The 25,398-nt window shown below is 44.2% G+C and carries 20 protein-coding genes and 1 riboswitch; of the genes, 18 read left to right on the top strand and 2 right to left on the bottom strand.

Annotated features, from left to right (window positions below; translation table 11 throughout):
* The first annotated feature begins 59 nt into the window (after positions 1–59).
* The 13 genes from AAH944_RS07495 (at position 60) to AAH944_RS07435 (ending at position 17,444) form a co-directional block, all read left to right on the top strand.
* Positions 60–986, top strand: coding sequence for a lysophospholipase (locus AAH944_RS07495; RefSeq protein WP_415533949.1), 927 nt, complete (start codon positions 60–62; stop codon positions 984–986).
* Positions 987–1,076: 90 nt separating this feature from the next.
* On the top strand, positions 1,077–3,050 hold the full coding sequence (locus AAH944_RS07490) for a bifunctional metallophosphatase/5'-nucleotidase (RefSeq protein WP_415533947.1): 1,974 nt from the start codon (positions 1,077–1,079) through the stop codon (positions 3,048–3,050).
* A gap of 252 nt (positions 3,051–3,302) precedes the next feature.
* Complete coding sequence (locus tag AAH944_RS07485; protein WP_415533945.1) at positions 3,303–4,457, top strand: metallophosphoesterase family protein; 1,155 nt, start codon at positions 3,303–3,305, stop codon at positions 4,455–4,457.
* Positions 4,447–6,744, top strand: coding sequence for a hypothetical protein (locus tag AAH944_RS07480; protein ID WP_415533943.1), 2,298 nt, complete (start codon positions 4,447–4,449; stop codon positions 6,742–6,744). The genes AAH944_RS07485 and AAH944_RS07480 overlap by 11 nt, the downstream gene beginning before the upstream one ends.
* A gap of 81 nt (positions 6,745–6,825) precedes the next feature.
* The gene (gene mutY / locus AAH944_RS07475; protein WP_415533941.1) at positions 6,826–7,926 is read left to right on the top strand and encodes an A/G-specific adenine glycosylase; all 1,101 of its coding nucleotides are present in this window, start codon (positions 6,826–6,828) and stop codon (positions 7,924–7,926) included.
* Positions 7,927–8,068: 142 nt separating this feature from the next.
* Positions 8,069–9,007, top strand: a complete 939-nt coding sequence (locus AAH944_RS07470) for an AEC family transporter (RefSeq protein WP_415533939.1) — start codon at positions 8,069–8,071, stop codon at positions 9,005–9,007.
* A 395-nt stretch (positions 9,008–9,402) separates the two neighbouring features.
* Positions 9,403–10,125, top strand: a complete 723-nt coding sequence (locus tag AAH944_RS07465; RefSeq protein WP_415533937.1) for a PilZ domain-containing protein — start codon at positions 9,403–9,405, stop codon at positions 10,123–10,125.
* Positions 10,118–10,666: a helix-turn-helix domain-containing protein gene (locus AAH944_RS07460; protein ID WP_415533935.1), complete on the top strand. Its 549-nt coding sequence runs from the start codon at positions 10,118–10,120 to the stop codon at positions 10,664–10,666. Before AAH944_RS07465 ends, AAH944_RS07460 begins: the two co-directional genes overlap by 8 nt.
* Positions 10,667–10,679: 13 nt before the next feature.
* Positions 10,680–12,362 (top strand): AMP-binding protein, encoded by a 1,683-nt coding sequence (locus tag AAH944_RS07455; protein ID WP_415533933.1) that lies wholly within the window; start codon positions 10,680–10,682, stop codon positions 12,360–12,362.
* Between the two features lie 184 nt (positions 12,363–12,546).
* Positions 12,547–13,584 carry an agmatine deiminase family protein gene (locus tag AAH944_RS07450; RefSeq protein ID WP_415533931.1) on the top strand — a complete coding sequence of 346 codons (1,038 nt, stop codon included), beginning with the start codon at positions 12,547–12,549 and terminating at the stop codon, positions 13,582–13,584.
* Between the two features lie 221 nt (positions 13,585–13,805).
* Positions 13,806–14,678, top strand: coding sequence for an N-carbamoylputrescine amidase (gene aguB / locus AAH944_RS07445; protein WP_415533929.1), 873 nt, complete (start codon positions 13,806–13,808; stop codon positions 14,676–14,678).
* Between the two features lie 114 nt (positions 14,679–14,792).
* Positions 14,793–14,878: riboswitch (cyclic di-GMP riboswitch) on the top strand.
* Positions 14,879–14,934: 56 nt separating this feature from the next.
* Entirely contained in the window at positions 14,935–16,608 is a 1,674-nt protein-coding gene (locus AAH944_RS07440) for an HD domain-containing phosphohydrolase (protein ID WP_415533927.1), read from the top strand.
* Positions 16,609–16,754: 146 nt separating this feature from the next.
* Entirely contained in the window at positions 16,755–17,444 is a 690-nt protein-coding gene (locus AAH944_RS07435; RefSeq protein ID WP_415533925.1) for an alpha/beta hydrolase, read from the top strand.
* 14 nt (positions 17,445–17,458) lie between these two features.
* Here the strand turns inward: AAH944_RS07435 and AAH944_RS07430 are convergent, their stop codons facing one another.
* Positions 17,459–17,911: a hypothetical protein gene (locus AAH944_RS07430; protein WP_415533923.1), complete on the bottom strand. Its 453-nt coding sequence runs from the start codon at positions 17,909–17,911 to the stop codon at positions 17,459–17,461.
* Between the two features lie 454 nt (positions 17,912–18,365).
* On the opposite strand from AAH944_RS07430, the gene AAH944_RS07425 reads away from it, so the two are divergent.
* From AAH944_RS07425 to AAH944_RS07410, 4 genes are read left to right on the top strand one after another with little or no spacing between them, the layout of a single operon-like run.
* A complete protein-coding gene (locus AAH944_RS07425; RefSeq protein ID WP_415533921.1) occupies positions 18,366–18,554 on the top strand; it encodes a hypothetical protein in 189 nt (62 codons plus the stop codon).
* Positions 18,555–18,558: 4 nt separating this feature from the next.
* Complete coding sequence (locus AAH944_RS07420) at positions 18,559–19,506, top strand: polyprenyl synthetase family protein (protein WP_415537710.1); 948 nt, start codon at positions 18,559–18,561, stop codon at positions 19,504–19,506.
* Complete coding sequence (locus AAH944_RS07415; protein ID WP_415537708.1) at positions 19,496–21,841, top strand: ATP-binding protein; 2,346 nt, start codon at positions 19,496–19,498, stop codon at positions 21,839–21,841. The genes AAH944_RS07420 and AAH944_RS07415 overlap by 11 nt, the downstream gene beginning before the upstream one ends.
* Before the next feature lie 26 nt (positions 21,842–21,867).
* The gene (locus tag AAH944_RS07410; protein ID WP_415537706.1) at positions 21,868–22,518 is read left to right on the top strand and encodes a response regulator; all 651 of its coding nucleotides are present in this window, start codon (positions 21,868–21,870) and stop codon (positions 22,516–22,518) included.
* Here AAH944_RS07410 and AAH944_RS07405 read toward each other — a convergent pair.
* On the bottom strand, positions 22,448–23,992 hold the full coding sequence (locus AAH944_RS07405) for an MBL fold metallo-hydrolase (protein WP_415537704.1): 1,545 nt from the start codon (positions 23,990–23,992) through the stop codon (positions 22,448–22,450). The two genes, AAH944_RS07410 and AAH944_RS07405, sit on opposite strands and share 71 nt — an antisense overlap.
* 246 nt (positions 23,993–24,238) lie before the next feature.
* Here AAH944_RS07405 and AAH944_RS07400 point away from each other — a divergent pair, with 246 nt between their 5' ends.
* Positions 24,239–25,345 carry a PEGA domain-containing protein gene (locus AAH944_RS07400; RefSeq protein ID WP_415537702.1) on the top strand — a complete coding sequence of 369 codons (1,107 nt, stop codon included), beginning with the start codon at positions 24,239–24,241 and terminating at the stop codon, positions 25,343–25,345.
* Positions 25,346–25,398: the final 53 nt, after the last annotated feature.

The following is a 25,398-nucleotide window of genomic DNA, read 5'->3' as shown; positions in this document are numbered from 1 at the left end:
AATGGATGTTTTCATTAAACAGATACACACACCTCTAATTTGCCGTTAAGGGGTATAGAATGAGAGAAAAGGATCAACTATTTACAACCAAATGGGAGCCGGATATACTCCCTGCCAAAGCAATCATCTTGATTATCCACGGGATATCGGAGCATTCCGGCAGATATGCATCGTTTGCAAGGGAGCTGACGGAGGCAGGGTACATTGTTTATGCCTACGACCAAAGAGGCCATGGCAAAACAGCTGAAACCGCAGGCATGGAAGGATTTGCGGGTCAAGACGGCTGGAACCATATGGTACATGATGTCTATGATTCTGTTACCTTGATCAAAAAAGAAAATCCCGGACTGCCGTTGTTTATTTTTGGTCATAGTATGGGAAGCTTTGTTCTTCAGCATTATATGCATCTCTATGGAGAGGAGCAGGGAGTACAGGGGTTTATTTTATCCGGCCCGGGCGGAGACACGACGTTTATGCTGTATTTTGGCCGCTTTTTATGTCGGATGATAGCTCTGGTCAAAGGAAAGCTTTACAAAAGCAAATTCATTCACGAGCTGACTTTTAAAAACTTCAATGCCCGGTGCGCAGAAACCAGGACAGAATTTGACTGGCTTACCACCAATCCGCTTGTTGTCGATGAATATATTCAGGATATTTACTGCGGGGGAACCTGTACTTTAGCGTTCTATCATGATTTTTTTGCCGGAATTTTGCAAGTGCAAAAGAAGTCTAACATCAGGAAGATCCCGAAAGACATCCCGATTCTGATCCTCTCCGGTCAAATGGATCCTGTCGGCCACTACGGAGAAATTATCACAGCGCTGCGTCTGCGTTACCAACAAGCTGGAATTCGTGATGTTACTGTAAAACAATATGAAAACTGCAGACATGAACTGCACAATGAAACGGATTGTTCTCAAGTTCTTCAGGATATAATTCAGTGGCTAAGTTCCAAGATTGGCAAGAATAACATAGCGCATAGATAGACGGATAGATAGATAGATAGGTAGATAGATAGATAATAGGTAGACAGATAGGGAGACCGATAGCATAGATATAGAAATGAGGAGGGAAAGATGATAAAAAGAATCCAGTTTGCTTTGGTTGCTTTCCTGATTGGCACAATGTTTGTTTTGCCCATTAATTCTTCTATTGCCTTGGCCGAAACTCAGAAGAGTATGACGATTTTGTTTACAAATGATATGCATGATCATCTCCTGCCGGTCAAGGATGAACAAAACGGTATGATCAATCAGTCAGGCGGATTTGCCAGACTCCAGAGCGCCATTGCTGCCGAGAAAGAGAATGACCCGGATACATTGCTCCTCGATGCCGGAGATTATTCCATGGGAACGCCATTTCAGACGATTTTTCGGACAGACTCCCCGGAGCTAAGCGTTATGGGGCAGATGGGGTATGATGTTGTAACTCTGGGCAATCACGAATATGACTACAGGGCTTCCGGACTGGCCGACAGCCTGCAGGCAGCTGTCGCTGCGCGGAAAAACGGGGGGATTTTGCCCCGGATCGTTCAGGCCAATGTTGCCTTTCCGGCCAAGGAGGACGGCAGCTTAACGCCCTCGCTGGCAGCTCTGCAACAGGCTTATCAGGATTATGGGATCACCGAATACACCGTCATTGAAAAGAACGGGGTAAAGATCGGTATTTTTGGCCTGATTGGAAACGATGCGGCATCCAACGCACCGAAAGCCGAAGTGGAATTCACCGATCCAGTCGCGAACGCTGAACGGATCGTTTCGGTCCTGAAAAACCAGGAAAAAGTTGATTTAATTGTCTGCTTATCCCATTCCGGGACCTGGGAAAAGGCATCCGAATCTGAAGACCAGATCCTGGCAAAAAAAGTTCCTGATATTGATGTGATTATCAGTGGCCATACCCACACCAAACTTGAAGAACCGATCATCGAAGGCAAGACGCTCATTTGTTCCGCCGGAGACAGCTGCAAGTACCTCGGTGTTTTGCAAATTTCTCAAAAATCCGGTTCTTCAGACTGGGGACTTGTCGCTTGCCGTCTGCCGGCAATCGATGAAAGCCTGCCTGAGGATCTGCGGATTGCCAGTATTGTAAGTCAGTTCAAACAACAGGTTCAGGACAAATTCTTTGCTCCGTTTCAGTTAAATTATGATCAGATATTGGCAGAATCTCCCTATAACTTCCGGAAGGTCAACGACATATTGAATATGCATCAGGAAGATCCATTGGCCAACCTGATTTCCGATGCCTACGTTTATGCTGTGAAAAAGGCGGAAGGTTCCGGCTATGTTCCGGTGGATGTCGCAGTTGTACCTGCCGGGACGATCAGAGGTACCTTTTTTAAGGGCGCGATCACGGCAGCCGACGCCTTCAGCGTAAGCTCCCTCGGGATCGGTCCGGATAATATTCCGGGGTATCCGCTGGTTTCTGTCTATTTAACCGGCCAGGAATTAAAGACCCTATGCGAAGTAGATGCCTCGATCTCGCCGATGATGGCTGAAGCCCAATTGTTCATGTCAGGTATTAATTTCACGTATAATCCGAACCGGATGATATTCAATAAGGTCACTGACGCCGTGTTGCAGAAGCCGGAAGGCTCTATTGAAGAGATTGACGATACCCAATTATACAGGGTAGTTGCCGGTTTGTATTCTGCTCAGATGCTTTCAATCGTCGGCGATAAATCTTATGGTCTATTATCGATTGTGCCAAAAACAGAAGAAGGTACGCCGGTTACAGATTTTGAAGCCCAGATCGTCAAAGACACAGCCGGAAATAATGCCGAAGTCAAAGAATGGCAGGCCCTCGCCATATATCTTCAGTCCTTTGCTAAAGTTGGCGGAGTTCCAACGATCTCCGATGATTACGGCATGATACTCGGAAGAAAAGTGGTAGACAACAGCCATCATCCAATATCCGTGCTCGCCAATCCGAACAAAATAACCCTGACGGTCTATACTGTTGTTCTTGTTATTATAACGCTGATTATTTTTGCGATTTACAGGATCGTTACCCGCCGCAGACGCTTGGCCCGAATCAACCAGAAATCTGTCTAAATGCAGTTTTTCTGGTTAAAAACATGCAGAATCTTAGCCAGAAAGATTTCTGGCTTTTATTTTCTGTTTTTTATTAAGCGAAATAGTAAGTTGCAATTGTAAGCAGGAATTTGCCGGGGTCTCCAAGAACTAACATAACAGCATACTTGGGAAATTGTATTGGCTGCAAACAGCCTGCTTGCTGCGATGTTTACATGGCTGGTAAGTGACGAACGATTGATGTTTTGGTGTTATCAGGGTGAGGTGTAAAAAATGGCAAGAACCATCCGTTTTGTGCATTGTGCCGGATTTCAATTTGACAGCCGTTCTTGGGAAGGACCGGCTTGCTGGACAGCAATGCGCAATCAGGACTTATGGCATACCTTCGAAGCCGTCCTGACGCTTTGCCAAAAAGAAAAAGTGGATTTTCTGTTCGTGACAGGGGATTTATTCGACCAAGAGAATGCGCGTAAAGAAACGGTCGAGCGTGTTTACAGGTCGTTCTCCGGCTTGAAGGACACCCGTGTCTTTATCACTCCTGGGGATCAGGATCCTTTGGTTATCTCTTCGGCCTACCGTTTTGCTGAATGGCCCGGTAATGTTCATATCTTTGCGGGGGGCGTCAGTCATATTGAAATTCCGGCCAAAGAAACTGTCATCTATGGCTCGGGATGGACGAATTACCGTCAGGAGCTGATTGATCTGGGGATGATTCAGCCTGTCTTACACAACGCACCTATTCAGATGATGCTGCTCCATGCAGAGATAGCGTCCCCCAAAAATACGGATAGGTTTATTCCTCTGGAGCCAGAGGCGATTACAGCAAGTGGTTTAACCTATCTGGCGTTAGGGCATCAGCAGAAATTCAGTGGGCTGCATCAGATCGGTGATACTTTCTGGGCAGATTGCGGATCCCCTGAAGCCAGGAGTTTTCAGGACAGCGGGCCGCATGGCGTACTTTTCGGAAAAACAGACGGGAAATTGACACAGGTTGATTTTGTGGAACTTGGCAGACGGAACTACATTGAAAAGTTCTGGCCGCAGGCGGCTGAACCAAAAGAGATTGCTAGCGGGCTTTTGGCGGATACAACGAAAGAAGAACGGCAAAGAGATTTGTTCCGGATTGTTCTGTCTGGGCCATACCCGGATCCGGAAAGTACAGTCCAGACTTTGCATCAGCTTCTCTCCGAAGACTTCAGCTACTTTGAGGTTTACCATACATCCCAGTCTGGTCCGGCTCTTTGCGCCGATGGCAATGTTATAAGACGCCAAACCAGCGGCTTCCCGGATTTAACCGAAGTATTCAGGAGAGAGATCCAAAAACGCCTTTCTTCAGAAAACCGGTCTGAAGAACAGCGGCGTTGGGAATTGGTTCGGAAAATTGGATTGGCTGCAATCAGTCAGGGACGGGAAGATTATGAGGATTGATAAGATCGGGCTGCAGGGGCATCCGCTGCTCGGGGATACGGAGTGGTCCTTGCCCGGGGATTTTACGGTGCTGTATTTGGAGGAACCCGAACTGGCAAAAGCTTTGTATCAATTACTGCAGGAATACTATGACGACCGGGTAGCGGCAGTACCGTCAGACAAGCAGAAAAGACAAGGATTGGCAGAAATCCTGCTTTCCGGGGAACAAACAGGTTTGCATATGACTTTTGAGGCAATCCGGCAGGGCGGCTTTATTGTCTGGCCGGATACCAATAAGCATGGTTTGTACCGAAGGGTCTCCAATCTCCAGCAGGTCGGAAATGAAGAGCTTTCTCTGGCACGGGTGCATGACGCCCTGGCCAGAGCAAAGGAACGCGTTGAAGAACAGGCGGATGGAATGGCTCAAGTTAAAGCCGAGTATGATGCGTTAAGAAGGGATTGGGAAGAAGCAAGCCACCGACAGGAGGAACAGCGCTTTCTGCAAATCGAAATCAAGAACCTGCAGGCCAAGCAGCATCTTATGACGGAGAAAATTGCTGAGATGGAAAAAATTCAACAGCGGCTTGTTATCCTGAGAGAGAACCTTGATTACCGTGAATTGCGCCGTCTGCAGGGTGAACTTGCCAGCCTCGAAGAACTGCGCAGGGATACCGGGATTCGATTGGCGGCCGTTGTTCAGGATAAACAGGTTGATTGGGACATGATTGAAGGTTTGCGGGAAGAGTGTTATGCCTGGGCCTTGATTCAAAAAGAGGCGGAACAGGGTGAAGCTTTGATCACCCGGCAGACTCAGGCCATCAACGAGCTTCAGGATTCACTAAGATCATCCGGCTATCGGCAACTGCCGGAAAATGAGGAGCAGCACTTACGCAGCACTGAAGAAGAGCTTCGTGCCGCGCAGAAGGAACTTGAAAGCTTTGCCGGTTTGGCTGATATCGTGAAGGAACTGGAAGGGTCCCTTTATGAAGAAAAAGCCAAACTCAAAAAATATGCGCTGATTGCCGGTGTGACTGACAAAGACCAACGTTCACTTGCCCGATCATACACACGCTTGAAAAAATGGCAGGACTCTGTACTCGGACGCATGATTGACCGGAGGGTCATCCGGCGGTCAGGGGCAGTCAGCATCGAAGACCGATTGGCTTCGCGCCTGACAAAGCTTCTGCAAAAATATCAGGCTGCAGACTATCAAGAATTCATGCGGCAGATCGAAGCGTATCAGAATCAGAAACAGGCCGCAGACCGGCTTCAGACGGATTATAACCTGGTCAGAAAACAGGTTAAAAGGGAAAAAGAACTGCACAGGATCATCCTGTCCCGCAGTCAGCGGCTGCAAAAAGCTTTTAAGATGGTTAATGCAGCAGATTTCTCGTCCTGGAAAAACGGTTGGGACGAGTACCGGCAGAAAAACAGCCATATCGCGGAAATGCTTCAGACGCTGCAGACACAGACAGGACAACAGCAGGAAATAGAACAGAAATTGCAGGAATATGCATCACAACTGCGCGAAAAATTACAGAACCGAATCTCGGCTGATGCCGATATTGACGAGGTCCTTGAAGCGGTGCTGCTGATTGCGCGTGAACTGCGGATCAAAGAAGAAACTGAAAAAGAATATGATTTACTGAAAAAACAGTATGATATCGCCTTAAATAAGCGGAATCTGGATCAACTGTCCAGAACTTTGGAACCGCTTGCCGAACTGGAACGTGAAGCATGTCTGCCAGAAGAAGAAAGGCTGGCCGCCCTGGCGGCTTCCCGTCAGGCGCTTTCAGAGAAAAACAGCCGGCTTCAGAAGATCCGTAAAGACCTTCAGGACAGTCAGACTGTGAAAATTGACCATGACTTGGAGAAAAAACTCGGGAGCGTAAAACAGCAATGGCAGGCCTATCAGGAATTACAGCATACCCTTGATGATACGGCGGAGCTGCTTGAAGCCTCGCTGCAAAAATGGCAGGCCGAGAACGGCACTGTTCTAAAGATTAAAGCACAGCGGTTTTTGAGGCGGGCATTTTCGTTGAACCTGTCGGATAAAAAAGATATGATGATGGCCGAAGCCTATTCGTATTATTTTGCTTACCGTCTGGCCCTTGCCGAAGCCGCTCTTGAGGACAGCAGCATTGAGATTCCTCTGTTCTTTCTGGCCGGATCAATGAACGGAACCGAGGGATTTTGGAAGAAAGCACTGGCTTATCTGCAGGAACTATCACACTTGCGTCAGGTTATTTTTTGTACGGCGGATACCAGACTACGGAAAATAGCCGATGAGCTCTACAGTAAAGCCTGATCTTCTTACCAGTAACTTGTTAACTCTAAAATGCATGTAATTAGCAATATCAAACATCGAGGCGAATAACAGGGAGGCAGCTTGAATAAATTAGCAGATCTAGTAGATAAATCAAAAGATATTCAGGAGAACCCGTTAGAGATTGCTGCGTTATTATTGGCCTGGTATGACCAAAATAAAAGGGATCTGCCCTGGAGAAGAACAAACGACCCCTATGCGGTTTGGTTATCGGAGATCATGCTTCAGCAAACACGGGTCGATACGGTTATAGATTATTACCTGAGGTTCCTGGAACGGTTCCCGGATATTGGCAGTCTGGCTGACGCGGGCGAGGGGGACGTTTTAGCCTTATGGAAAGGTCTTGGTTATTACCGTCGGGCCAGGAACCTTCATCAGGCTGCCATCGTGGTACACGACAGGTACAGTGGGAATTTTCCGCGCACTTATCCGGAAATCCGCGCTTTGCCAGGAATCGGTGACTATACGGCTGGGGCTATTGCAAGCATCGCCTACAATCTTCCTTATCCGGCTGTTGATGGGAATGTTCTGCGGGTTATAACCCGTCTGCTTGGACTTGAAGCTGACATCAGCCAGCAAAAAACGCTAAAGCAAATTGCTGAAATGATTAGAGAAATGATTCCCAAAGATAGGGCGGGCGAATTTACCCAGGCGCTGATGGAACTTGGCGCAATGTGCTGTACACCCAATACTCCCGGTTGCCGGGACTGTCCCTGGCGTACCGTCTGTACGGCCCATCGTACGCACAGGGAGACTGTCCTGCCGGTTAAGAAGAAAGCAAAAAAAGCGGCCGGCTTCGATTACTGGACCGCGCTTATCTGTAACGACGGGAATATTCTAATGGAGTACCGCAGCAATACACAGCTGCTCGGCAACATGTGGGGACTGCCGCTCGTAAACAAGGAATCCGGTTCTTCTGCGGAAGAACTGTACCGTCGGGACTGGGAGTTAGATCTCCGATTTATTAAACACTTGGGCAGCGTTCGGCATGTTTTCACACATCAGGTCTGGCAAATGGATGTCATTTTGTTCTCGCTCAAGCCGGACTCGGAGGTAAAATCAGGGCTTGCCTGGATTTCCCGGGAGAAACTGAAGGACCTGCCGATTCCGAAGGCATTTCAAAAAGCCCTTCAGCTTATGCACAGTAAAGGTCATACAATGTAAAAATTCCTGCACGTACAGGAATTTTCTTTTTCCGAAAGCAGGAATGCAGATAATTGGTTCCATAGCATATGTCTTTTATGATATAATAATCAGCTGTATAACCTTCATAAAGTATTGAATCTAACATACTGGAGAGAGAAAAGTGGAACTACAAGGCGTCTATAATCAACTGGGGATTTTGTTCTTAACGATTTTACTGGGTTATGTCCTGGCCAAGGTGAAGGTTATCCCACCGGCAGCGACTCAGGTTTTTTCTAAATTTGTTCTGACCATTGCACTTCCGGCCTTGATCCTGTCCGGGATGAGAGTTTCTTTTACTACGGAGAGGTTGCATACGGCACTTTTTGTTTTCTTGCTTACGATACCCTGTTACGGTCTTGCCTTTCTCGTCGGGAAACTGACAGCGAAGATCCTGACCAAAAATCGGACCAGAGAAGCCATCTTTAATTTTGGAATTGTTTTTGCAAATACAGGCTTTTTAGGCTTTCCGATATTTCAGGCGCTCTATGGCAAAGAAGCAATATTTTATGCTGCGATCTACAATATTATGTTCAACTTGTTGTTGTATACGCTCGGCATTAAAATTATGAATACGGATAAAACCGGGCATCCTACAAGGCTAAACCTGAAAAAGGTTATTAATCCGGGCGTGGGTGCAAGTATCATCGGGTTCATTCTGTTTATCACCGCTGTTCCGCTGCCCGAATTTATGACCGGCACGATCGATGCGATCGGAAATACCTGTGTTCCTCTGTCAATGCTGACCATCGGGGCGACCTTAAGTGAACTGCCGCTTCAACGGATGTTCAGTGATATCGGCATTTATATCCTGTCGGTCGTCAGATTACTCGTGATGCCGTTATTAACCTTGGTTTTGGTCAAATACATCTTTCAGATTGATCAGATGTGGCTGATTGCCATCCCGGTCATCATGGCCGGCATGCCTATCGCGACCAATACGGTTTTAATGGCGATTGAATATAAAAATGATGCACGTCTGGCATCGCAGACGGTGCTGATTTCAACCTTGCTTAGCTGTTTATCAATCCCGTTGCTGATACTTGTGCTGTCCCATTTTTAACAGCATCCCTTTTACAATGTATAGAATAGCCATAATTTGGATAAAATGTTCCTATATCATGTAAGGGAGGATCCGTATGGGCGACAAAAATCCAAAAAATATTAAGAAACAAAAAAAGAAAAGAACGGAAAAGAAACCAGAAGCGCTTAATCCAGAAAATAATCTGTAAAATTTGTAACGATAAAACTCAATATTTCTGCATTGTTTTTAACAATACCAGAGTCTCCAAATTAATGTTTGGACTCTGGTATTTTTTTATCCGGACTCATCCGTGGCATATTATTCGCAAATTTTTGCGGGTACATTCGTTGTGGTTCTATCCAACATCATGTAAAATGGTATTTATCAGAAAAACGCATCGACATGATTTTCAAACTGTTTCTTGAGGTGATTGGATGGAAGACTTTCAGGAAAAACGGAAGTATTTCCGCGTCGATTTGATCCATGATATTCCGGCCACAGCGAAGATTTCCTCGATTAACAACCGGAAGGTCGAAGTGGAGAAAACATTTCCGATTACGATCCTGGATTTGAGCACAGGCGGGATATATGCTTTTATCCCAGTGGATATTCCGGTTAATATTGTCATCATCGATATCATGTTCACGTTTGAAAATGAAGAATTTTCATTTAATGCGCTGATTATTCGCAAGACCCCCAAAGATGACGGCTTTGAATACGGGATGAAATTCCTTTTTCATTCCCAGAAAGATGAAAGCCGGATCACCCGATGTCTGAATCAATATAAAATCAAGCATACCCGCTTTATGAAGATCCAGCTTGATTTACGCAAACAGAAATACATCGGATGCTTTGTCAAGGGCCTGGAGCTGATCGAAGAGCCGGCTTATCTGATTACGAGCCGCCGGATCGTTGTTGCCACAAATAAGGCGGCACAGGACAGCGGTGTCAAACTTGGCGAGCGCTGTTATTCCACGGTTGCCAAACGGCATCGCGCCTGTCCGTTTTGCCTGCTGGAAGATGCCAAAAAAGCGGATCATCTTCTTGAGACAAATGCCGTTATCCGGGAACAAAGCTGTAAGGCCCGCTGGCTGTACCTCGAGGATCATTACATGATCCACTATTTTACGCGAAAGGAAGGGTTGAAAGATGAATGAAAAGGTGAGGGATATTGCCGAGAGAATTAAAGGCTTAAGATTACTTACCGGTTGGGCCGAAGAAGAGGCTGCACGTAAAATTGGACTGCCTGTTCAAGAATATCTGAAGTATGAAAAAGGCGAAGATGATATTCCGATCAGTATTCTCTATGAAATTGCCGATTGTTATCAGGTTGATTTAACGGATGTTCTTACCGGCGTCTCGCCCAAACTGCATGATGTCTGCTTCATCAAAAAGGGACAGGGACTCAAAGTTGAACGGTATGACCAGTATGATTTTCAGAGTCTGGCTTATCAGTACGTTAACAGAAAAATTGAACCGCTGCTGGTGACCCTGGATGCAGAAAATAGTCCTGAACTTGTTTCCCATCACGGACAGGAATTTAACTTCTGTCTGGAAGGCAAGATGAAAGTCATGATCGGCAGTATGGAATATGTACTGGATCCGGGAGACTCTCTGTATTTTAATTCCTTGATTCCACATAAAATGCTGGCCCTCGAAAAAAGATCAGCAAAATTTTTAACCGTCATACTTTTATAAAGGATGTGAACAGATGAACCTCGCTTCAAGATACATCGGGAAAACCGATTTTGATTCTTATGAAGATTTTTGTGCGAATTATCAAGTGAAAGTACCTGACAATTTCAATTTTGCGTATGATATCGTCGATGAATATGCCCGTCTGGAACCAGAGCGTCCAGCGCTGGTCTGGTGCGACGACCACGGTAATGAACGGATCTTTACCTTTGCCGACCTGAAAAAATACTCAGATAAAACGGCGAACATGTTAAGCAAAGCTGGGATCGGCAAAGGCGACAAAGTCATGCTGATCCTGAGAAGGCGTTATGAAGTATACATAGCGATTCTGGCTCTGGCCAAAATCGGCGCGATCTATATTCCTTCTTCCAATCAGCTTACGCAGAAGGATATTATTTATCGAAATAATGCCGCATCGATTAAAGCGATCATCGCCTATCATGATCCGGTAATTCTCGACCATGTCGAAGCTTCCAGGGAAGAATCGTCAACGCTCGAAACGCTGTTTCTGGTTGGGGCCCGGCGTCCCGGCTGGGTTGATTTTGACAGCAGCCTGGAGGCCGCTTCCGAAAACTGGGTCCGGCCGACAGGTGCTGACGCTACAATGAATGACGACACAATGATCATCTATTTCACGTCAGGGACCACGAGCATGCCCAAAATGGCCATTCAGAGCTTCACCTATCCGCTTGGTCATATTGTGACGGCCAAATACTGGCAGCGCGTCGTGGACGGCGGGCTTCACCTGACGGTTTCCGATTCCGGCTGGGCTAAATTCGGCTGGGGGAAAATTTACGGCCAGTGGATTTGCGGCGCGGTGCAGTTTGTCTATGATATGGACAAGTTTATCCCGGAAAAGCTTTTGGAAATGATGCAAAAATATAAGTTATCCACGTTTTGCGCACCGCCGACAATTTATCGTTTCCTGCTTGAACACAATCTCGAAAAATATAACCTGTCCTCGATTGTTCACTGCTCCACAGCCGGAGAACCTTTAAATCCGGATGTCTTTAACCGTTTTAAAAGCATTACCGGCTTAAGCATCTTAAACGGATTTGGCCAGAGCGAGACGACCGTGCTGGTTGCCAACTTTGAATGGCTGGATATTTATCCAGGAGCGATGGGCAAACCGAATCCAGCCTACAAGATTGATGTGGTCGATGAAAACGGAGTTCCATGCCCTCCGGGAGTCGAAGGAGAACTGGTCATCCGCGAGGCTGATTCCAATAAGCCTGCCGGATTGTTCTGCGGGTACTACATGGATGAAACTGCTACCAATAAAGTGTGGTATGACGATACGTACCACACAGGGGATATGGCCTACTGGGATGAGCACGGCTTTTTATGGTTTGTTGGCCGCAATGACGATGTCATTAAGGCTTCCGGCTACAGGATCAGTCCTTTTGAAGTTGAAAGTGCGCTGATCGAACATCCAGCCGTCGTGGAGTGTGCTGTTACCGGCGCGCCGGATGCCGTCAGGGGAACGGTCGTCAAAGCGACTGTTGTGCTGGCCAAAGGCTATACGGCTTCTGAATTGTTAAAAAAAGAGATCCAGGACTATGTTAAAAAGGTGACGGCTCCGTATAAATACCCGAGAATTCTCGAATTTGTCGACGAACTGCCGAAGACGATCGGCGGCAAGATCAAACGCGCCCAGATCCGGCGTGAAGACACGGAAAAGTTTCAGGATAAAGAATAACTTTAACGTATATCCATCAATCGTTAAATATTGTCTGATGCACCCCACAATTATCGTGGGGTGATTTTATACCTTGAAAAATGGTTGGATTTCCATGTAAAATGAACCATAAATAATCATCATGAAAAAAGTTCATTTGAAAGTAATGATGGATCTATGTTGTTGCTAAAGAAAGGATAAACTGATGTTTCCGAGCGATTTAAACTATAGAATGCCTGCGGAATGGGCCAGACACGAACGAACCTTTATTTCCTGGCCGGTTCGGTCATCGATGTGCCATCCGGAAAATTACGAGGCTGTTTGTGAGGGTTATGCCGACATTATTCGAGCCATCGAGGAATTTGAACCCGTCACCGTATTGGTAAACCCCGACGAACGATCCCTGCTCGAAGGCCGCTTTCGGAACAGGCAGATCGAGCTCCTGCCGCTGGCGCACAATGATGCCTGGCTTCGGGATAACGGGCCGACGTTTATCGTCAATGATCAGGGAGATACAGCCGGCATCAATTGGCACTTCAATGCCTGGGGCGGCAAATATCCGGACTGGGATCTGGACAACCAGGTCGTGCCCCAAATATTGAAGCACCTCGGCCTGAAACCGTTTGATGCGCCGCTGATTATGGAAGGCGGCTCGCTGCACGTGGACGGAGAAGGTACACTCTTGACAACGGCCGAATGCCTGCTCAATCCGAACCGCAACCCTGATCTTTCCCGGGAGCAGATTACGGAACTATTGAAGAAATATTTGAATATCCACAAAGTCATCTGGCTGGAAAAAGGCTTATGTGGAGATGAAACAGACGGACATGTCGATAACATCGCCTGTTTTGCGTCGCCTGGCAAAATCCTGATTCAGGTCTGTGATGACCCTTGCGATCCGAATTATGCGATTACCCGGGAAAACCTCGCAGTGTTAAACCGGGAAACAGACGCCAGAGGAAGAACCCTTGAAATCATCCCAATACAGCAGCCTCCCGCCGTATTTGCTGACGGAAAACGGCTGACGCTGAGTTATTTGAACTTTTACTTTGTCAACGGCGGAATCATTTTACCTGTATTCGGCGGCCAGGCTGCCGAAACAGATGCCATGGCTATTCGAACCCTGAGCGGGATCTTTCCGGAAAGACGGATCCGAACCATTAATGGAATGGCCATTATTAGGGAAGGCGGAAATGTTCACTGTACCACCCAGCAGATGCCTGCTGTAAACCGTTTAAGGTGAGTGTATGAATTGCCCAACAACATATACGAAAATTTGAAAAATATAAATGAAGAGAAGGGCGTAACAGATACATCTTTTATATGTTGCGCTCTTCTGCGTTGTGGTTTTTTTCTGCATCATGTAAAATAGAAAATGCATACAAATTAACAAAATAGTAGAAACACCTGTAAGATCAGGTTCAGAACACACCGAAATCAGGCAGTTGGGAAGGAATATTAACGATGAGAAACGTCAAAGTGGCAGCAACCCAGATGCGCTGCACCAGTAACGTTGAAGAAAATATTGCCGGGGCGGAGACACTGGTCAGGGAGGCAGCAGCCCGGGGAGCGCAGATCATCTTGTTGCAGGAGCTGTTCGAAACCCCGTATTTCTGTCAGAAAGAAAAATCGGATTTTTACGTTTATGCTGCTGAGCTAGAAAACAATCAAGCAGTCAAACATTTCCGGAAAATTGCCAGAGAGCTGGAGATCGTCCTGCCGATCAGCTTTTATGAGAAGAAAAACTATGCGCGCTATAATACGATTGCCATGATCGATGCCGACGGCGATATCCTTGGCAAATACAGAAAGAGTCATATCCCCGACGGACCAGGCTATGAGGAGAAATTCTATTTTAACCCCGGTGACACAGGCTTTAAAGTCTGGCAGACGCGCTACGCCAAGATTGGAGTCGGCGTCTGTTGGGATCAATGGTACCCGGAAGCTGCCCGCTGCATGACCCTGATGGGGGCGGAGATCCTGTTATATCCGACAGCCATCGGTTCAGAACCGCTGGATCAGACGATCGATTCCAAAGACCATTGGCAGGCCTGCATGCTCGGCCATGCTGCCGCGAACCTGATCCCGGTGGTCGCATCCAACCGGATTGGTGTCGAGGAAGAGGATGATTCCAAAATCACCTTCTATGGTTCTTCTTTCATTGCCGGGCCGCAGGGCAATAAGATAGCGGAGGCCGGACGAAACGAAGAAACTGTTCTAGTCGCGGAATTTGATCTGGACCAGCTCGAGGTTCAGCGGCTGGAGTGGGGGATCTTTAGAGACCGCCGGCCTGATTTATACAGAGTGATTACTTCCTATGACGGGGAACTTACTTAATATTCATACATTTATTGATTATTCATACATTTATTGATTATTCATACATTTATTGATTATTCATACATTTATTGACAGATTTCGTGTATTTTACTATAATTGAGTTAAAATCATATGATCCATTGGCAAACCTGTTGAAAAGCAGGGACGCAAAGCTACGAGTCTAAGTGCTGAAGCATATTGACAGTCGGGTTGCACACAGAAGATGAAAACCGCGGCTGCTTTGGCCGCGATTTTTTTTTGAGGGAGGATCTACATGACAGCGGATTCCATCGTTGCAGCCAGTATTTCGATTACCCTGGTGTTGTTGATATCTTACGGTTTTTTATATTTTTCCGAGAAGAAACATTATTTCTTGGCATGGAGCCTTTCTATTGTAATGATGATGATTACCTACCTTTCCAGAATTGCATTGCTGGAAACCGGCAGCCAGTCGCTGGTGCTTCCAATTATCAACTATGCCTCTTCGATCGCAGGCTACTGGCTGGTATTCAAGGGTACGCAGCTATTTTTTAAGAAAAGCTATCCGGTGTTCTGGGATATCAGCGCAGGCTTTTTGATCCTTACTTTTATATGTATTACTGTCCAGGGACTCCCGACAACCGCTCTTTTACTTCTGTCTGTTGTCTGCATCATCGCATTGTTGTCCAAAGCAGCTATGACATGCTTAAAAGCAAAAACACCGCAAAGCCCGATCAGAATAATGCTTGGCTATACTTATATTTTTTGGGCCTTGTCGATTTTATTCTACCCGCTGTGCAAATTTATGAAGGTTATTCCATCACCTGTCGGTTATTTAGTTGCCGGCGTCGTTGGTCTGCTTGCTTATCTCAATATGCAGGCCCTGTACTTTCAAAGCATCCGGGAGGAGCTCGAAAGCAAAGAAGCTAATATCAGGAACCTTATTGTTTATGACAAATTAACCGGCGCCTACAGCCGTACTTATTTTGAAAACACGCTGGAAAATTTCCTGGAAAAGACCCTCATGCCTGCAACATTGGTCATGGGGGATTTTAATGGTCTGAAACTAATCAACGACACCTTTGGTCATGAAAAAGGGGATGAATTACTTGCTGACGGGGTCAGAATCATGCAGGAGACTATCGGCCCGGAGAATGTGATTATCCGGTGGGGTGGGGACGAGTTTATCATTATCATGCCTGGTATGCCGCTTGACCAGGCCGGCGTCCTTTTAAACAATGTCAAGAGCAACCTAAAAATCTCCCGCCCGAAAACAGTACCGATCGACATTTCGTTTGGCCTGACGATTTATGAGAACAGGAAACACTCTCTGACAGAAATGATCAACCAGGCTGAGGAAAAAATGTATAGCAATAAACTGAATGAAAGCAAGAAAACCCGCCTTGCGATCATCGAGTTCCTGGAAAAACTGCTCTGGGAAAAAGATTATCAGACGGAAGCCCATGTCATGAGGCTAAAAAGTTTGGTAAGTAAATTCGGTAGTCAGATCGGCTTATCCCCAAGAGAGATCGTCGAACTTGTCCAGGTTGCGATGCTGCATGATATCGGCAAAATTGGTGTTCCCGGGGAAATCTTAAAAAAACAAGGTGACTTGACCCCGGAAGAATGGAGCATTATGAAAAAACATTCCGAAATCGGCTATCGGATCACGCAGTCTTCCATGGAATTAGCGCATGTCTCGGAAGCCGTTCTCGGTCATCATGAATGGTGGAATGGGAAAGGTTACCCGCAGGGGTTGAAAGAAGATGAAATTCCGCTGTTCTCGAGAATTGTATCCATTGTTGATTCCTACGATGTGATCACGCATGAAAGGCCTTATAAACGGGCCATGGACCCGTATAGTGCACTTGTTGAAATCAATAAATGCGCCGGCAAACAGTTTGATCCGTATCTGGTCACTGTTTTTAACAAGATTATGCAGGAATCCCTTGTTGTGAATGATAGATAGGTAACTGCCAAATATTTAAAAGATACCCGCGAGCTCTGTACCGGCGGGTATCTTTCTGCTAATCTAAGGGTATTGGAGTCCCCCAACCAAAGGATTAAATATAAATCATTGATTAATAAGCCAGATAGAGATTGGGGCAGTAATAGATGAACGCAATAGATGATGAAAAAACGAAATGTCTAATCATTCATGGGTTTGGTGGTGGGGTACACGAAGTGAAGCCTTTGGCCGAATATTTGACTGCTCTTGGTTATGATGTTGTTTGTCCTATATTAAAAGGCCATTCAACAACCAGACATGAAATGAAAAAAGCAACGTACATGGACTGGATAGATTCTGCTGAACGTGAACTTTTAAGATTGAAAGAAATTGAGGATGAGATTCTGCTGATAGGGTTCTCCATGGGAGGGCTGATTGCATTTAATCTTGCCTGTAAACATCATATCAAGGCCATAGTAACAATCAATACTCCCATCTTCTATTGGAATATATACCAAGTGTTTCGTAATATCGTGGATGACATCAAGAACAAGAAGTCTAACCATATCAAGAGATATTTACAAGCAAAAAAAATCTCACCGTTTTTGTCTATGATCCAATTCCTGTTATTATTGCACCAAACAAAGCCAAAATTAAAGAAAATAGATTGTCCTATCCTAATTATTCAGGCTGAAGATGATGATACTGTAAGAAGAAAGAGTGTGGATTATATCAATAAACATGTGTCTTCAGACAGGAAAAAGATTAGATATTTTCAAAAAGGCGGTCATTTGATCCTTCTGAGTCCGATGGCTGAACAGGTGATGCTATGTGTTGAAGATTTTTTACAAATGTGATTGCAAAATGGTTCTTATGATGCGCTTTTCTTATAACCTTTAAATAAATAATAGCGAAACAGTAGTCCTAGCGTAATCCCGAACACAATTGAACCAATCATTTCTGAATAATAATCATTGATAGGTCTATGCGGAATAAGGTTACGCCCTTCAATAAGCCACATGAAAATGACTTCTAATGTTAGCCAGTTTAATAAACTAATGCCGATACTTTTGACTATAAAATAGTCATGATCTATGAATTTAAGTGCGTAGTAAAAAACAAGAGATAATACACAACCTAATATGATGGAATATATCGCTCCGAGGATAACATTAGGCCTGTCCAGTGTTATCATAAAGCTAGTGAGCTGATATACACTATACTTGGCAAATCCAAAAGTCACTAGGACTCTTGTAACGATTTCATAGGGAATAGTGGATATAGCTCCCATAAGCATAACTAAAGTTGGTTTATCACATTTCATTGTTGCACTGCCTTTATATATAAATGTTCGAGAGTAGTATTCCCATTATAAACATTTTTACAAGTATTTTTTGCAATATGCAGTTGCTGATTATATGTTAGATGATCCGGAAAAGGAAGAAACCCTAAAAGTACAGGCATCTTATTAAATTTCAAAAAGGTAACGGCTATGTGGTTACGAAAGTTGATCCTATGATCAGTTTTAAATGAATGATGGAGGCCCATGCCCGCAGCAAACGGGACAGGGCTTTTATTTTTGCACTGTCATGGATCAAATTATAAACTTCGACAAAACATCCTAATATTCGATAAAGGAATATGGCGCTATTTGAAGAATTTTCCTTATAATTGATCAAGCTGAAGGAAATGTACCAGAATGAATGAAAACTTTGACTAAAGACTACTTTCAGTAAGACAAATGGTAACTTTTTTATTATGAAAGGGGTTTTTTTAAGATGAACTATGAAGGTATTGCTAATTTGGTTCATGAATGTGTCAAAAATCCCAAGAGCATGTTAAACCAGGAAAAAGACAGTAAAGTTAAACCTAGCCAGTTTTCTGTAATTCAGAAGGTTATTTCCAGAGATGAAGTTCCCGGGACTATTGTTACACTTGAAGTAGGTCCTATGGCTACGTGGCAATAATACAATGAATCTTCAGCTTGATCAGATTATATATACGAAAATTGATAGAATTTTAAAAACGTACGGACTGAGTGCGGAAATGATCCGGATGATTCAAACTTCGCTTAACGCCGATAGTCCAACAGGTGAATTATTTAAATGGGTTCATCTGACTAGAATGAGCTGTGAGTGTACAGGTGGGAATGCGGAAGCTGCGTTGCCAGGGGGAATCGGTATGGAATTCTTTGCCCTGGCAGCAGATATTTTTGACGATATTCAGGACAAGGATCATGAGGATTTGCCCTGGCGCCGGATCCCCGAGGCTAACGCGATTAACCTCGCGAATTGTCTTTTAATGCTTAGTTTTGATGCTATAGCTGCAATACCGAATGACAAGATCTACAGGGAAATCTGCACAGTGCTACAGCGCATGGGAGTCACGGCCAGTAATGGACAGTTCATGGAGTTTCTCTATACGGGCAGCCCGCAGGTATCGTTGGAACAATACTTTGATATGGTAAGGCAAAAGTCAGGCAGTATAACAGCCTGTGCCTGTAAAATGGGGGCCATTTTGGGAGAAGCCACGGAACCACTCGCTGGATCAATGGCTGAGTTCGGTCTCAATTTCGGGATCATGAACCAGATCCGTAACGATCTCAACGATTTTCTCCATTTTGAAAAGAAAAAGGATTTTGTAAGTAATAAGAAAACCCTGCCGTATGTCTATTTATCCCATACACTCAAGGGTGAAATAGCCAAACAATTTAAAGGACTAACGCAATGTAACAGCGGAGGATCACAAGCTTTTGGAGATAAAGAAAAACAACAGTTGAAACAAATCGCTGTCGAAGAAGGGGTTGCTCAGTACTGCACCGTGATGTTTGAGATTTACCGTCAAAAAGCACAGGAAATTCTAGAGTCAATTCCTGTTTCTGGAAGGCAAAAGGAGAAGATGATACAACTTGTGGGATAAATTCATTAATCGGCAAATTTATTATATTGCGAGTGTCTTCTTTATTGTGCTGGGGCTTGTTTATTTTGTTGCTTGTCTGAAGCAACCTTATATCGGTGTCAACCTTAAAAACGTTAATAGTAACTGGCTGGTTACTATCTGTGATCCTCATGGTGAAGGATATCAATCCGGTATCCGGCTTGGGGATCAGATACTGAAAGTTGATGGGATGGATCCGGAAAAGTTTGGTTCGACATATAAATGGGGATTACTGGAACGCGCTCACACAATTAAATTTTGTACAGCAGATAGTTCGACAGTACAGCAAATTACAATAGAAAATTTGCCCGATTGGATTATGGTTTTAAGCCAAACTCCATTGTTTATTTTAGGTCTTGTTTTTTGGTTCGTGGGTTTTGTTGTCTGGTGTAAGAGGCCTTTTTTGAAAGAAGTGCGTCTTTTATTTTGGTTGCTTTGGCTATTTGCGGTGGCAATTGTTCTCACACATGCTTCCGGGTGCGCTTTACCTTTGGCTAAAGAATTAGAATATATTACATTTTCGTTGGCCCCTGTGCTTCTGATTGTTTTTACTTCAAAGTTTTCATTAAATAATAAAACGAAATCAATTGGGTGTAAAATAACATTTGCTTGCTTTACAGTAATTTCGATCCTAACTGCTTTACACTCTCTAGGCTTCATACACCTACCGGACTTACTAAGAGAACTGGCTTTGTCTAATATGATTATCGGTATCTTACTTTCAGTATGGAATCTGTGCCAAGCATTATTTTTGCCAAAAGGACAACCAGAAAAAAATGAGGCTGGAATTCTCTTATTGGGAATCGTAATTGGCTTCTTTCCCAGTATATTGTTTGTTGCTCTTCCACAAATTTTTTATTTGCAGCAGCTTTTTACTGAAGTAAGCTATTTATTCATTTTGGCTATTCCGTTTTCCTTATATTACGTCATCGTTAACAAATACTTACCGGACAGCCGTAGGATCTATAAGACAATAATCACAAATTTTCTCGCAGCACTCATTGTAAGTATGATTGTCCATTATTTTTTATACTTGGGTAAAATTATCAAAATAGTTAGCGCTGAATCCTATTTGGCAACATTTGTGCTATGCCTGTTGTTTTTTGTTTGCTTTTATCTTCTCCGACTAATTATCAGTAAATTATTGGAAAGGTTTAGCTTTTTCCAAACAAATATCAGCCTAAAACATAGGTTTACAGAGCTCAATAACAACATAACCTCCCTTATCTGTGAAGACCACATTTTTGAAGAAGCAATCAAGAAGTTAGGAATTGACGGGGTGTTCATCATTGTTGAAAATGAACAGACTGGCTGCTTAAGAAAAGCGGTCGGCCGGTTTAGGAAAAACCGTCAAGAACAGTCCGAACTAGAAGCGTATTTCCGTAGAAACCAAAAACAAGACCTGGAAGCAAGGTTTCTTTCCGACGATTGTCCCGCTGAGATTTTTGTGCCGTTTGTTTCCCATAATTCTACCTGTGGTATTTTCTTTGGGCACCGTTATTCCCATATCAAATTTGAAAAGTCTGAGTTACCCTTTCTTACTTTACTTGCCGGTCAGCTGGCCTACGAAGTGCTGATGCTGCTTGTCATCGGCGACCTGACCAAGGAAATTAATGTCTTGACCCTGACATCCTGGTGCTCCCGGAGAAGAAACTGGGAACTTCAGGGTATAACAAATTCCTTAATTCGGATGATTGAGCAAGACAGAGGAAGTCTGTCCAAAGAAATATTGGATGGCCCGGTACAGAGCGCTCTGGATATCAGCCGCTGGCTGAAAATACTGGAAAAAGAAAATCTGGATGATGATATGTTCCAACAGGTATTTTCCCGGATGAGAGATTTGATTAATGATCTAAACTACGATTTAAATCAAACGGTTCACAATTTGCGTCCGCCGGTATTATTGGATTTGGGTTTGATTCCTGCCGTACAATCGTTGTTTCAGGATATTATGCTGAAGGAACCAAATTTCATTATACTGGAAACAGAAGGAATCGGGTTGGATGATCGTTTTGCGGAAGATATTGAAATCACTGCTTACCGCTTTATACAAAAAGGAATATTCAATTCCCTGCGTTATTCCGGTTCAAAGAAGCAGACAGTCCGTATTGAATTAAGCGGAGAAAAATTGGAATTAACGGTGAAGGATAATGGACAAGGTTTCGACCCAGATCAACTTGAAAAAGGATTGTTAGGCGGGGCACATTACGGCTTGGCAATCATGAAAGAACGTATTGAGAGCCTGGGGGGGCAGATGCTGATTAATTCCGGCTTTGAGCGTGGAACAACACTTCAAGCAACAATACCGGTATATTAAGATGCAATTAAAGTTAGGTGGGTCAAATGAACGTTAAAGTTTTAATCGTCAACAGTCATGGGCCGTTTGCGGAAAATACCAAATTCCTTTTTTCCATGGATCCGCAAATCGAAATCGTGGGAATTGTGAAAAACGGGGGAGAATGCCTTGATTTTGTCCGTCAATCTCCGCCTGATGTCGTATTGCTGGATATCCATCTGAATGATGGCAATGGAATCTCTTTGATCGAACAAATCAAAATGATTGAGCACGCAGTAAAAATCATTTTGATGACTGAATGTAATCAGGAAGGGTATGTCATTGCAGCAAAGAATAAAGGAGCCGATGGGGTAATCATAAAGGATTTGTATATCCGGGAAGTGGTTCAGGTCATTCTAAAGGTTATGGACGGCGGTACGTACTTTTATCAAAGTCCTTTAGCTTTTCCTAAAAACCAGATAGACATTGATGATATACACTTTCCAGTTAAGCCTGTGGAAATTCTTGAAAAAATATTAACGCCTGAAGAAAAAGAAATCATGAGATTATTGACCAAGCGGTTGTCCAACAAGGAGATTGCTTCCATTTTAGGCGTGTCGGCCCGTGTTCTCAGTGAACGGATCAATATCATCCTTCTGAAATTTGGCGTGAATACCAAGTTAGAGGCTGTTTTAACCTGGCCTTTTGTAGAGACTTAAGTTCTCCATTTTCCAATACCGATATGGGTCCATGTCCGCCGCAGACGAGGCAGGGCTTTTTATTTTTGTCTTCTAATTCGCCCAGCACCCTCATGATCTGTTTGCGCATCTCGGTTGCTTTTAGCGAGTCGATGTTTACGCTCCGCATCAAGTACGGGGCCAGGGAATTGAACGCGGCTCTTTCCGGAGAGAAACCGCTGATATTCACAAGATTATCGCCGGTAAATACCAAGCCGTATTCTTCGCAAACAAAGATCATCTCGCCGTAAAGATGGCCGCCGCTGCCTTCGAAAACTTTGAAGGCCAGATCTGCAACAGTAAATTCCGCGATTGGGATCAATTCCTGATGTTCTTCAGGCACCGGGGCAGGGGAACCGGCGTCGAGTACCTCGAATTGTTCGGGATTTGGCGGGGTATAGCCGGAGATGATCCGGCTGAGCTTGCTGTAGCCCCAGCCCAGATCGCTGTTTTCACGGTAGTCGGGAATTCCGGCGGACTGGCGCCGCAGGCTGTCGGCGCTCTTTTGATTTAAGCCGACACGTATGCCTTCGAGTTTGGAGAGCAGGCCGCAGTGGTCGACATCGGCATGCGTGATAAAAACGCGTTTTTTCAGCGTATCCCAGGCCGGGAAAAGCTCCTGTAATATCTTGAACATCTCTTCGGCATAGATCGCATAGCCCGTATCAATCAAAACGAGTTCTTCAGCTGAAGCAAGTACATAGGTGTTGCTGCCACAGGGCGGCTGGATGCTGTACAGTGTGACCAGTTCGCTGATCCGGACCTGATCGATGTCGGTGCTGAAATGGCTGCCGCGGTATTTACTGATGAAATACGCAAAACGACGGATATAGCCAAAGACTTTTTTGGGGCTCTCACCGGTCTCCTGCAGCATCTGGAGGATCCGGTTCGATTCGGAGATGAATTCCATGGTTTGTTCTGTGCTTAAGCAAAGGATATGCTGCATTTCATTCGCCAGCCGGATATAGAAAATCGTATTATCCAGATTCTTCTCAAAATCATCATATTCGATGATATCAATCTGATAGACTGTGCTGATATCATCGAGCAGCATTTTAATCATATCCGGATTTTCGATCAGCAGGCCCATTTTGAAATCCTGATAGGGTGTACCGTTGGCACTCGAACTCAGATACGAGATATTGATATTATAGTGATCCAGGATTTTAAGGACAGGCAGTACGGCACCAGGCTGATCTGGGATTTTTATATTGACCTCGATGACGCGTGTTTCAGAGAGTTCATTTTTCAGGTAGCCGACTGTTTCGAGCTCTTTGGCGATCTTTTGATGGTTTTCTGCTGTTGCCTCAACATCCAGAAACAGCATGTGAAGATCGATAGCCTTATTGTAGCTCACGCGGACAATATTGCCGCAGTATTTGGCAATGATTTTGGAAGCAAGCAGGAAAGCTCCTGTCTTATCAGGCATACGGGTAACATAAGATTTTCTGTTCATAATTACCTCAAATCAAATAATTGGTTGTATTTATTATAAAGTTCTGCTCGTTAATTTTCTACAACATCATATATTTAACTTATTTTAGAAGCCGAAAAAGTTTATATTTACATAATGAAAAATAATACGTATTATCATATTGTAAGATAATTCACAAATAATTTTATGTCTGTCTAAATCCGATATGTTTTGTTGAGAAATGTACAGGTACGTATTTTCGAGAACGACAGGGGAAAACTAAAAAATATGAAATTAAACATTACACGACAGTTCCTGGTAGCCGTCATTGGCATATTTTTGCTGGCAGTTGTTCTAACGGCTGGAAAATTATTTTTTCAACCTAATGTCATTAAATTCCATATTCCAAATCATTTATACAATCAGGACACTATTTTTTCTTGCCGTGATTATTTAGAAAAGATAGGAGCTATTGTAACCTTCGATGAAAAAGCCCAAGAAATTACAATTCAAACTGGCTTGGATAGCTATTATCTTGAAATCAAGACCGATTCTGTGCAGGGAATCCCAATCTATGTCGATAACGTGTATATTGGCAAAACACCGGTTAAAAAAAGGCTTTCAGCAGGAAAATACGTGGTTGTGGCGAAAAATTCCGGACATGTGAGCTCAATACGCTATTTAACACTTAAACCAGAAATTGCTTCGGTTAAACAGATCATATTGCCGGTGGATCAAAAAAACTATGAAGGATTTCTAGATGAAATTATCTTGTTTGGCTACAAACCTATAAGGGTTATGGATTACTATAACCATGCGCCAATTACCAAGAAGACTATTGTTTTAAGGCATGATGTGGATGTATCCGCTGAGGATGCCTTAGCTATGGCAAAAATTGAACATCTCAGAGGAGTCAAAAGTACCTATTATTTTCGTTGGTGCACCGCTGATCCTGAGGTCCTCAAAGAAGTAAGGGCGCTGGGACATGAAGTTGGACTGCATTACGAGACTTTGGCAGATTATTCTCTGCAATATCATCTCAAATCTGCGCAGGATATTACATCAGATGTCAAACAAGAATTGCGAAGACGGTTAAAGACAGAAATTGTCCATTTCCGACAACAATATGGAGAAATATATACCATTGCTTCCCATGGTGCAAAAGAGAATATAAGGCTTGGTGTTACGAATTATCAGGCAATTATGGCCGGAGAAAATCCGTATGACTATAATATTATCGGCACTGCCTATGGACCCATAACGCAACATTTCACGTATATGAGCGATTCAGGCGGTATATGGGAGCCGTTTCCTTACCCAAAACTTGAAAGTAATGCCGGCCCATTTTATATCTTGATTCATCCCATCCACTGGGCTTCCGGTTTAAGTCGATAAACTTTTAGCCTAACAGGTATGCTCTCAAAAGATCTCAAAATTTCTTTCAAGAT

The organism is Dehalobacter sp. CP, from assembly GCF_047652685.1.
Taxonomy (GTDB): Bacteria; Bacillota; Desulfitobacteriia; order Desulfitobacteriales; family Syntrophobotulaceae; genus Dehalobacter.
Note: the sequence above shows the minus strand (reverse complement) of the source record. Positions and strands in the feature narration are given on the sequence as shown.

What these genes read in the sequence shown, in the direction of transcription:
- AAH944_RS07495 (WP_415533949.1), top strand. Translation starts at nt 60, where the DNA reads ATGAGAGAAAAGGATCAACTATTTACAACCAAATGGGAGCCGGATATA.
- AAH944_RS07490 (WP_415533947.1), top strand. Translation starts at nt 1,077, where the DNA reads ATGATAAAAAGAATCCAGTTTGCTTTGGTTGCTTTCCTGATTGGCACA.
- AAH944_RS07485 (WP_415533945.1), top strand. Translation starts at nt 3,303, where the DNA reads ATGGCAAGAACCATCCGTTTTGTGCATTGTGCCGGATTTCAATTTGAC.
- AAH944_RS07480 (WP_415533943.1), top strand. Translation starts at nt 4,447, where the DNA reads ATGAGGATTGATAAGATCGGGCTGCAGGGGCATCCGCTGCTCGGGGAT.
- AAH944_RS07465 (WP_415533937.1), top strand. Translation starts at nt 9,403, where the DNA reads ATGGAAGACTTTCAGGAAAAACGGAAGTATTTCCGCGTCGATTTGATC.
- AAH944_RS07460 (WP_415533935.1), top strand. Translation starts at nt 10,118, where the DNA reads ATGAATGAAAAGGTGAGGGATATTGCCGAGAGAATTAAAGGCTTAAGA.
- AAH944_RS07455 (WP_415533933.1), top strand. Translation starts at nt 10,680, where the DNA reads ATGAACCTCGCTTCAAGATACATCGGGAAAACCGATTTTGATTCTTAT.
- AAH944_RS07450 (WP_415533931.1), top strand. Translation starts at nt 12,547, where the DNA reads ATGTTTCCGAGCGATTTAAACTATAGAATGCCTGCGGAATGGGCCAGA.
- aguB (WP_415533929.1), top strand. Translation starts at nt 13,806, where the DNA reads ATGAGAAACGTCAAAGTGGCAGCAACCCAGATGCGCTGCACCAGTAAC.
- AAH944_RS07440 (WP_415533927.1), top strand. Translation starts at nt 14,935, where the DNA reads ATGACAGCGGATTCCATCGTTGCAGCCAGTATTTCGATTACCCTGGTG.
- AAH944_RS07435 (WP_415533925.1), top strand. Translation starts at nt 16,755, where the DNA reads ATGAACGCAATAGATGATGAAAAAACGAAATGTCTAATCATTCATGGG.
- AAH944_RS07430 (WP_415533923.1), bottom strand. Translation starts at nt 17,911, where the DNA reads ATGAAATGTGATAAACCAACTTTAGTTATGCTTATGGGAGCTATATCC.
- AAH944_RS07425 (WP_415533921.1), top strand. Translation starts at nt 18,366, where the DNA reads ATGAACTATGAAGGTATTGCTAATTTGGTTCATGAATGTGTCAAAAAT.
- AAH944_RS07420 (WP_415537710.1), top strand. Translation starts at nt 18,559, where the DNA reads ATGAATCTTCAGCTTGATCAGATTATATATACGAAAATTGATAGAATT.
- AAH944_RS07410 (WP_415537706.1), top strand. Translation starts at nt 21,868, where the DNA reads ATGAACGTTAAAGTTTTAATCGTCAACAGTCATGGGCCGTTTGCGGAA.
- AAH944_RS07405 (WP_415537704.1), bottom strand. Translation starts at nt 23,992, where the DNA reads ATGAACAGAAAATCTTATGTTACCCGTATGCCTGATAAGACAGGAGCT.
- AAH944_RS07400 (WP_415537702.1), top strand. Translation starts at nt 24,239, where the DNA reads ATGAAATTAAACATTACACGACAGTTCCTGGTAGCCGTCATTGGCATA.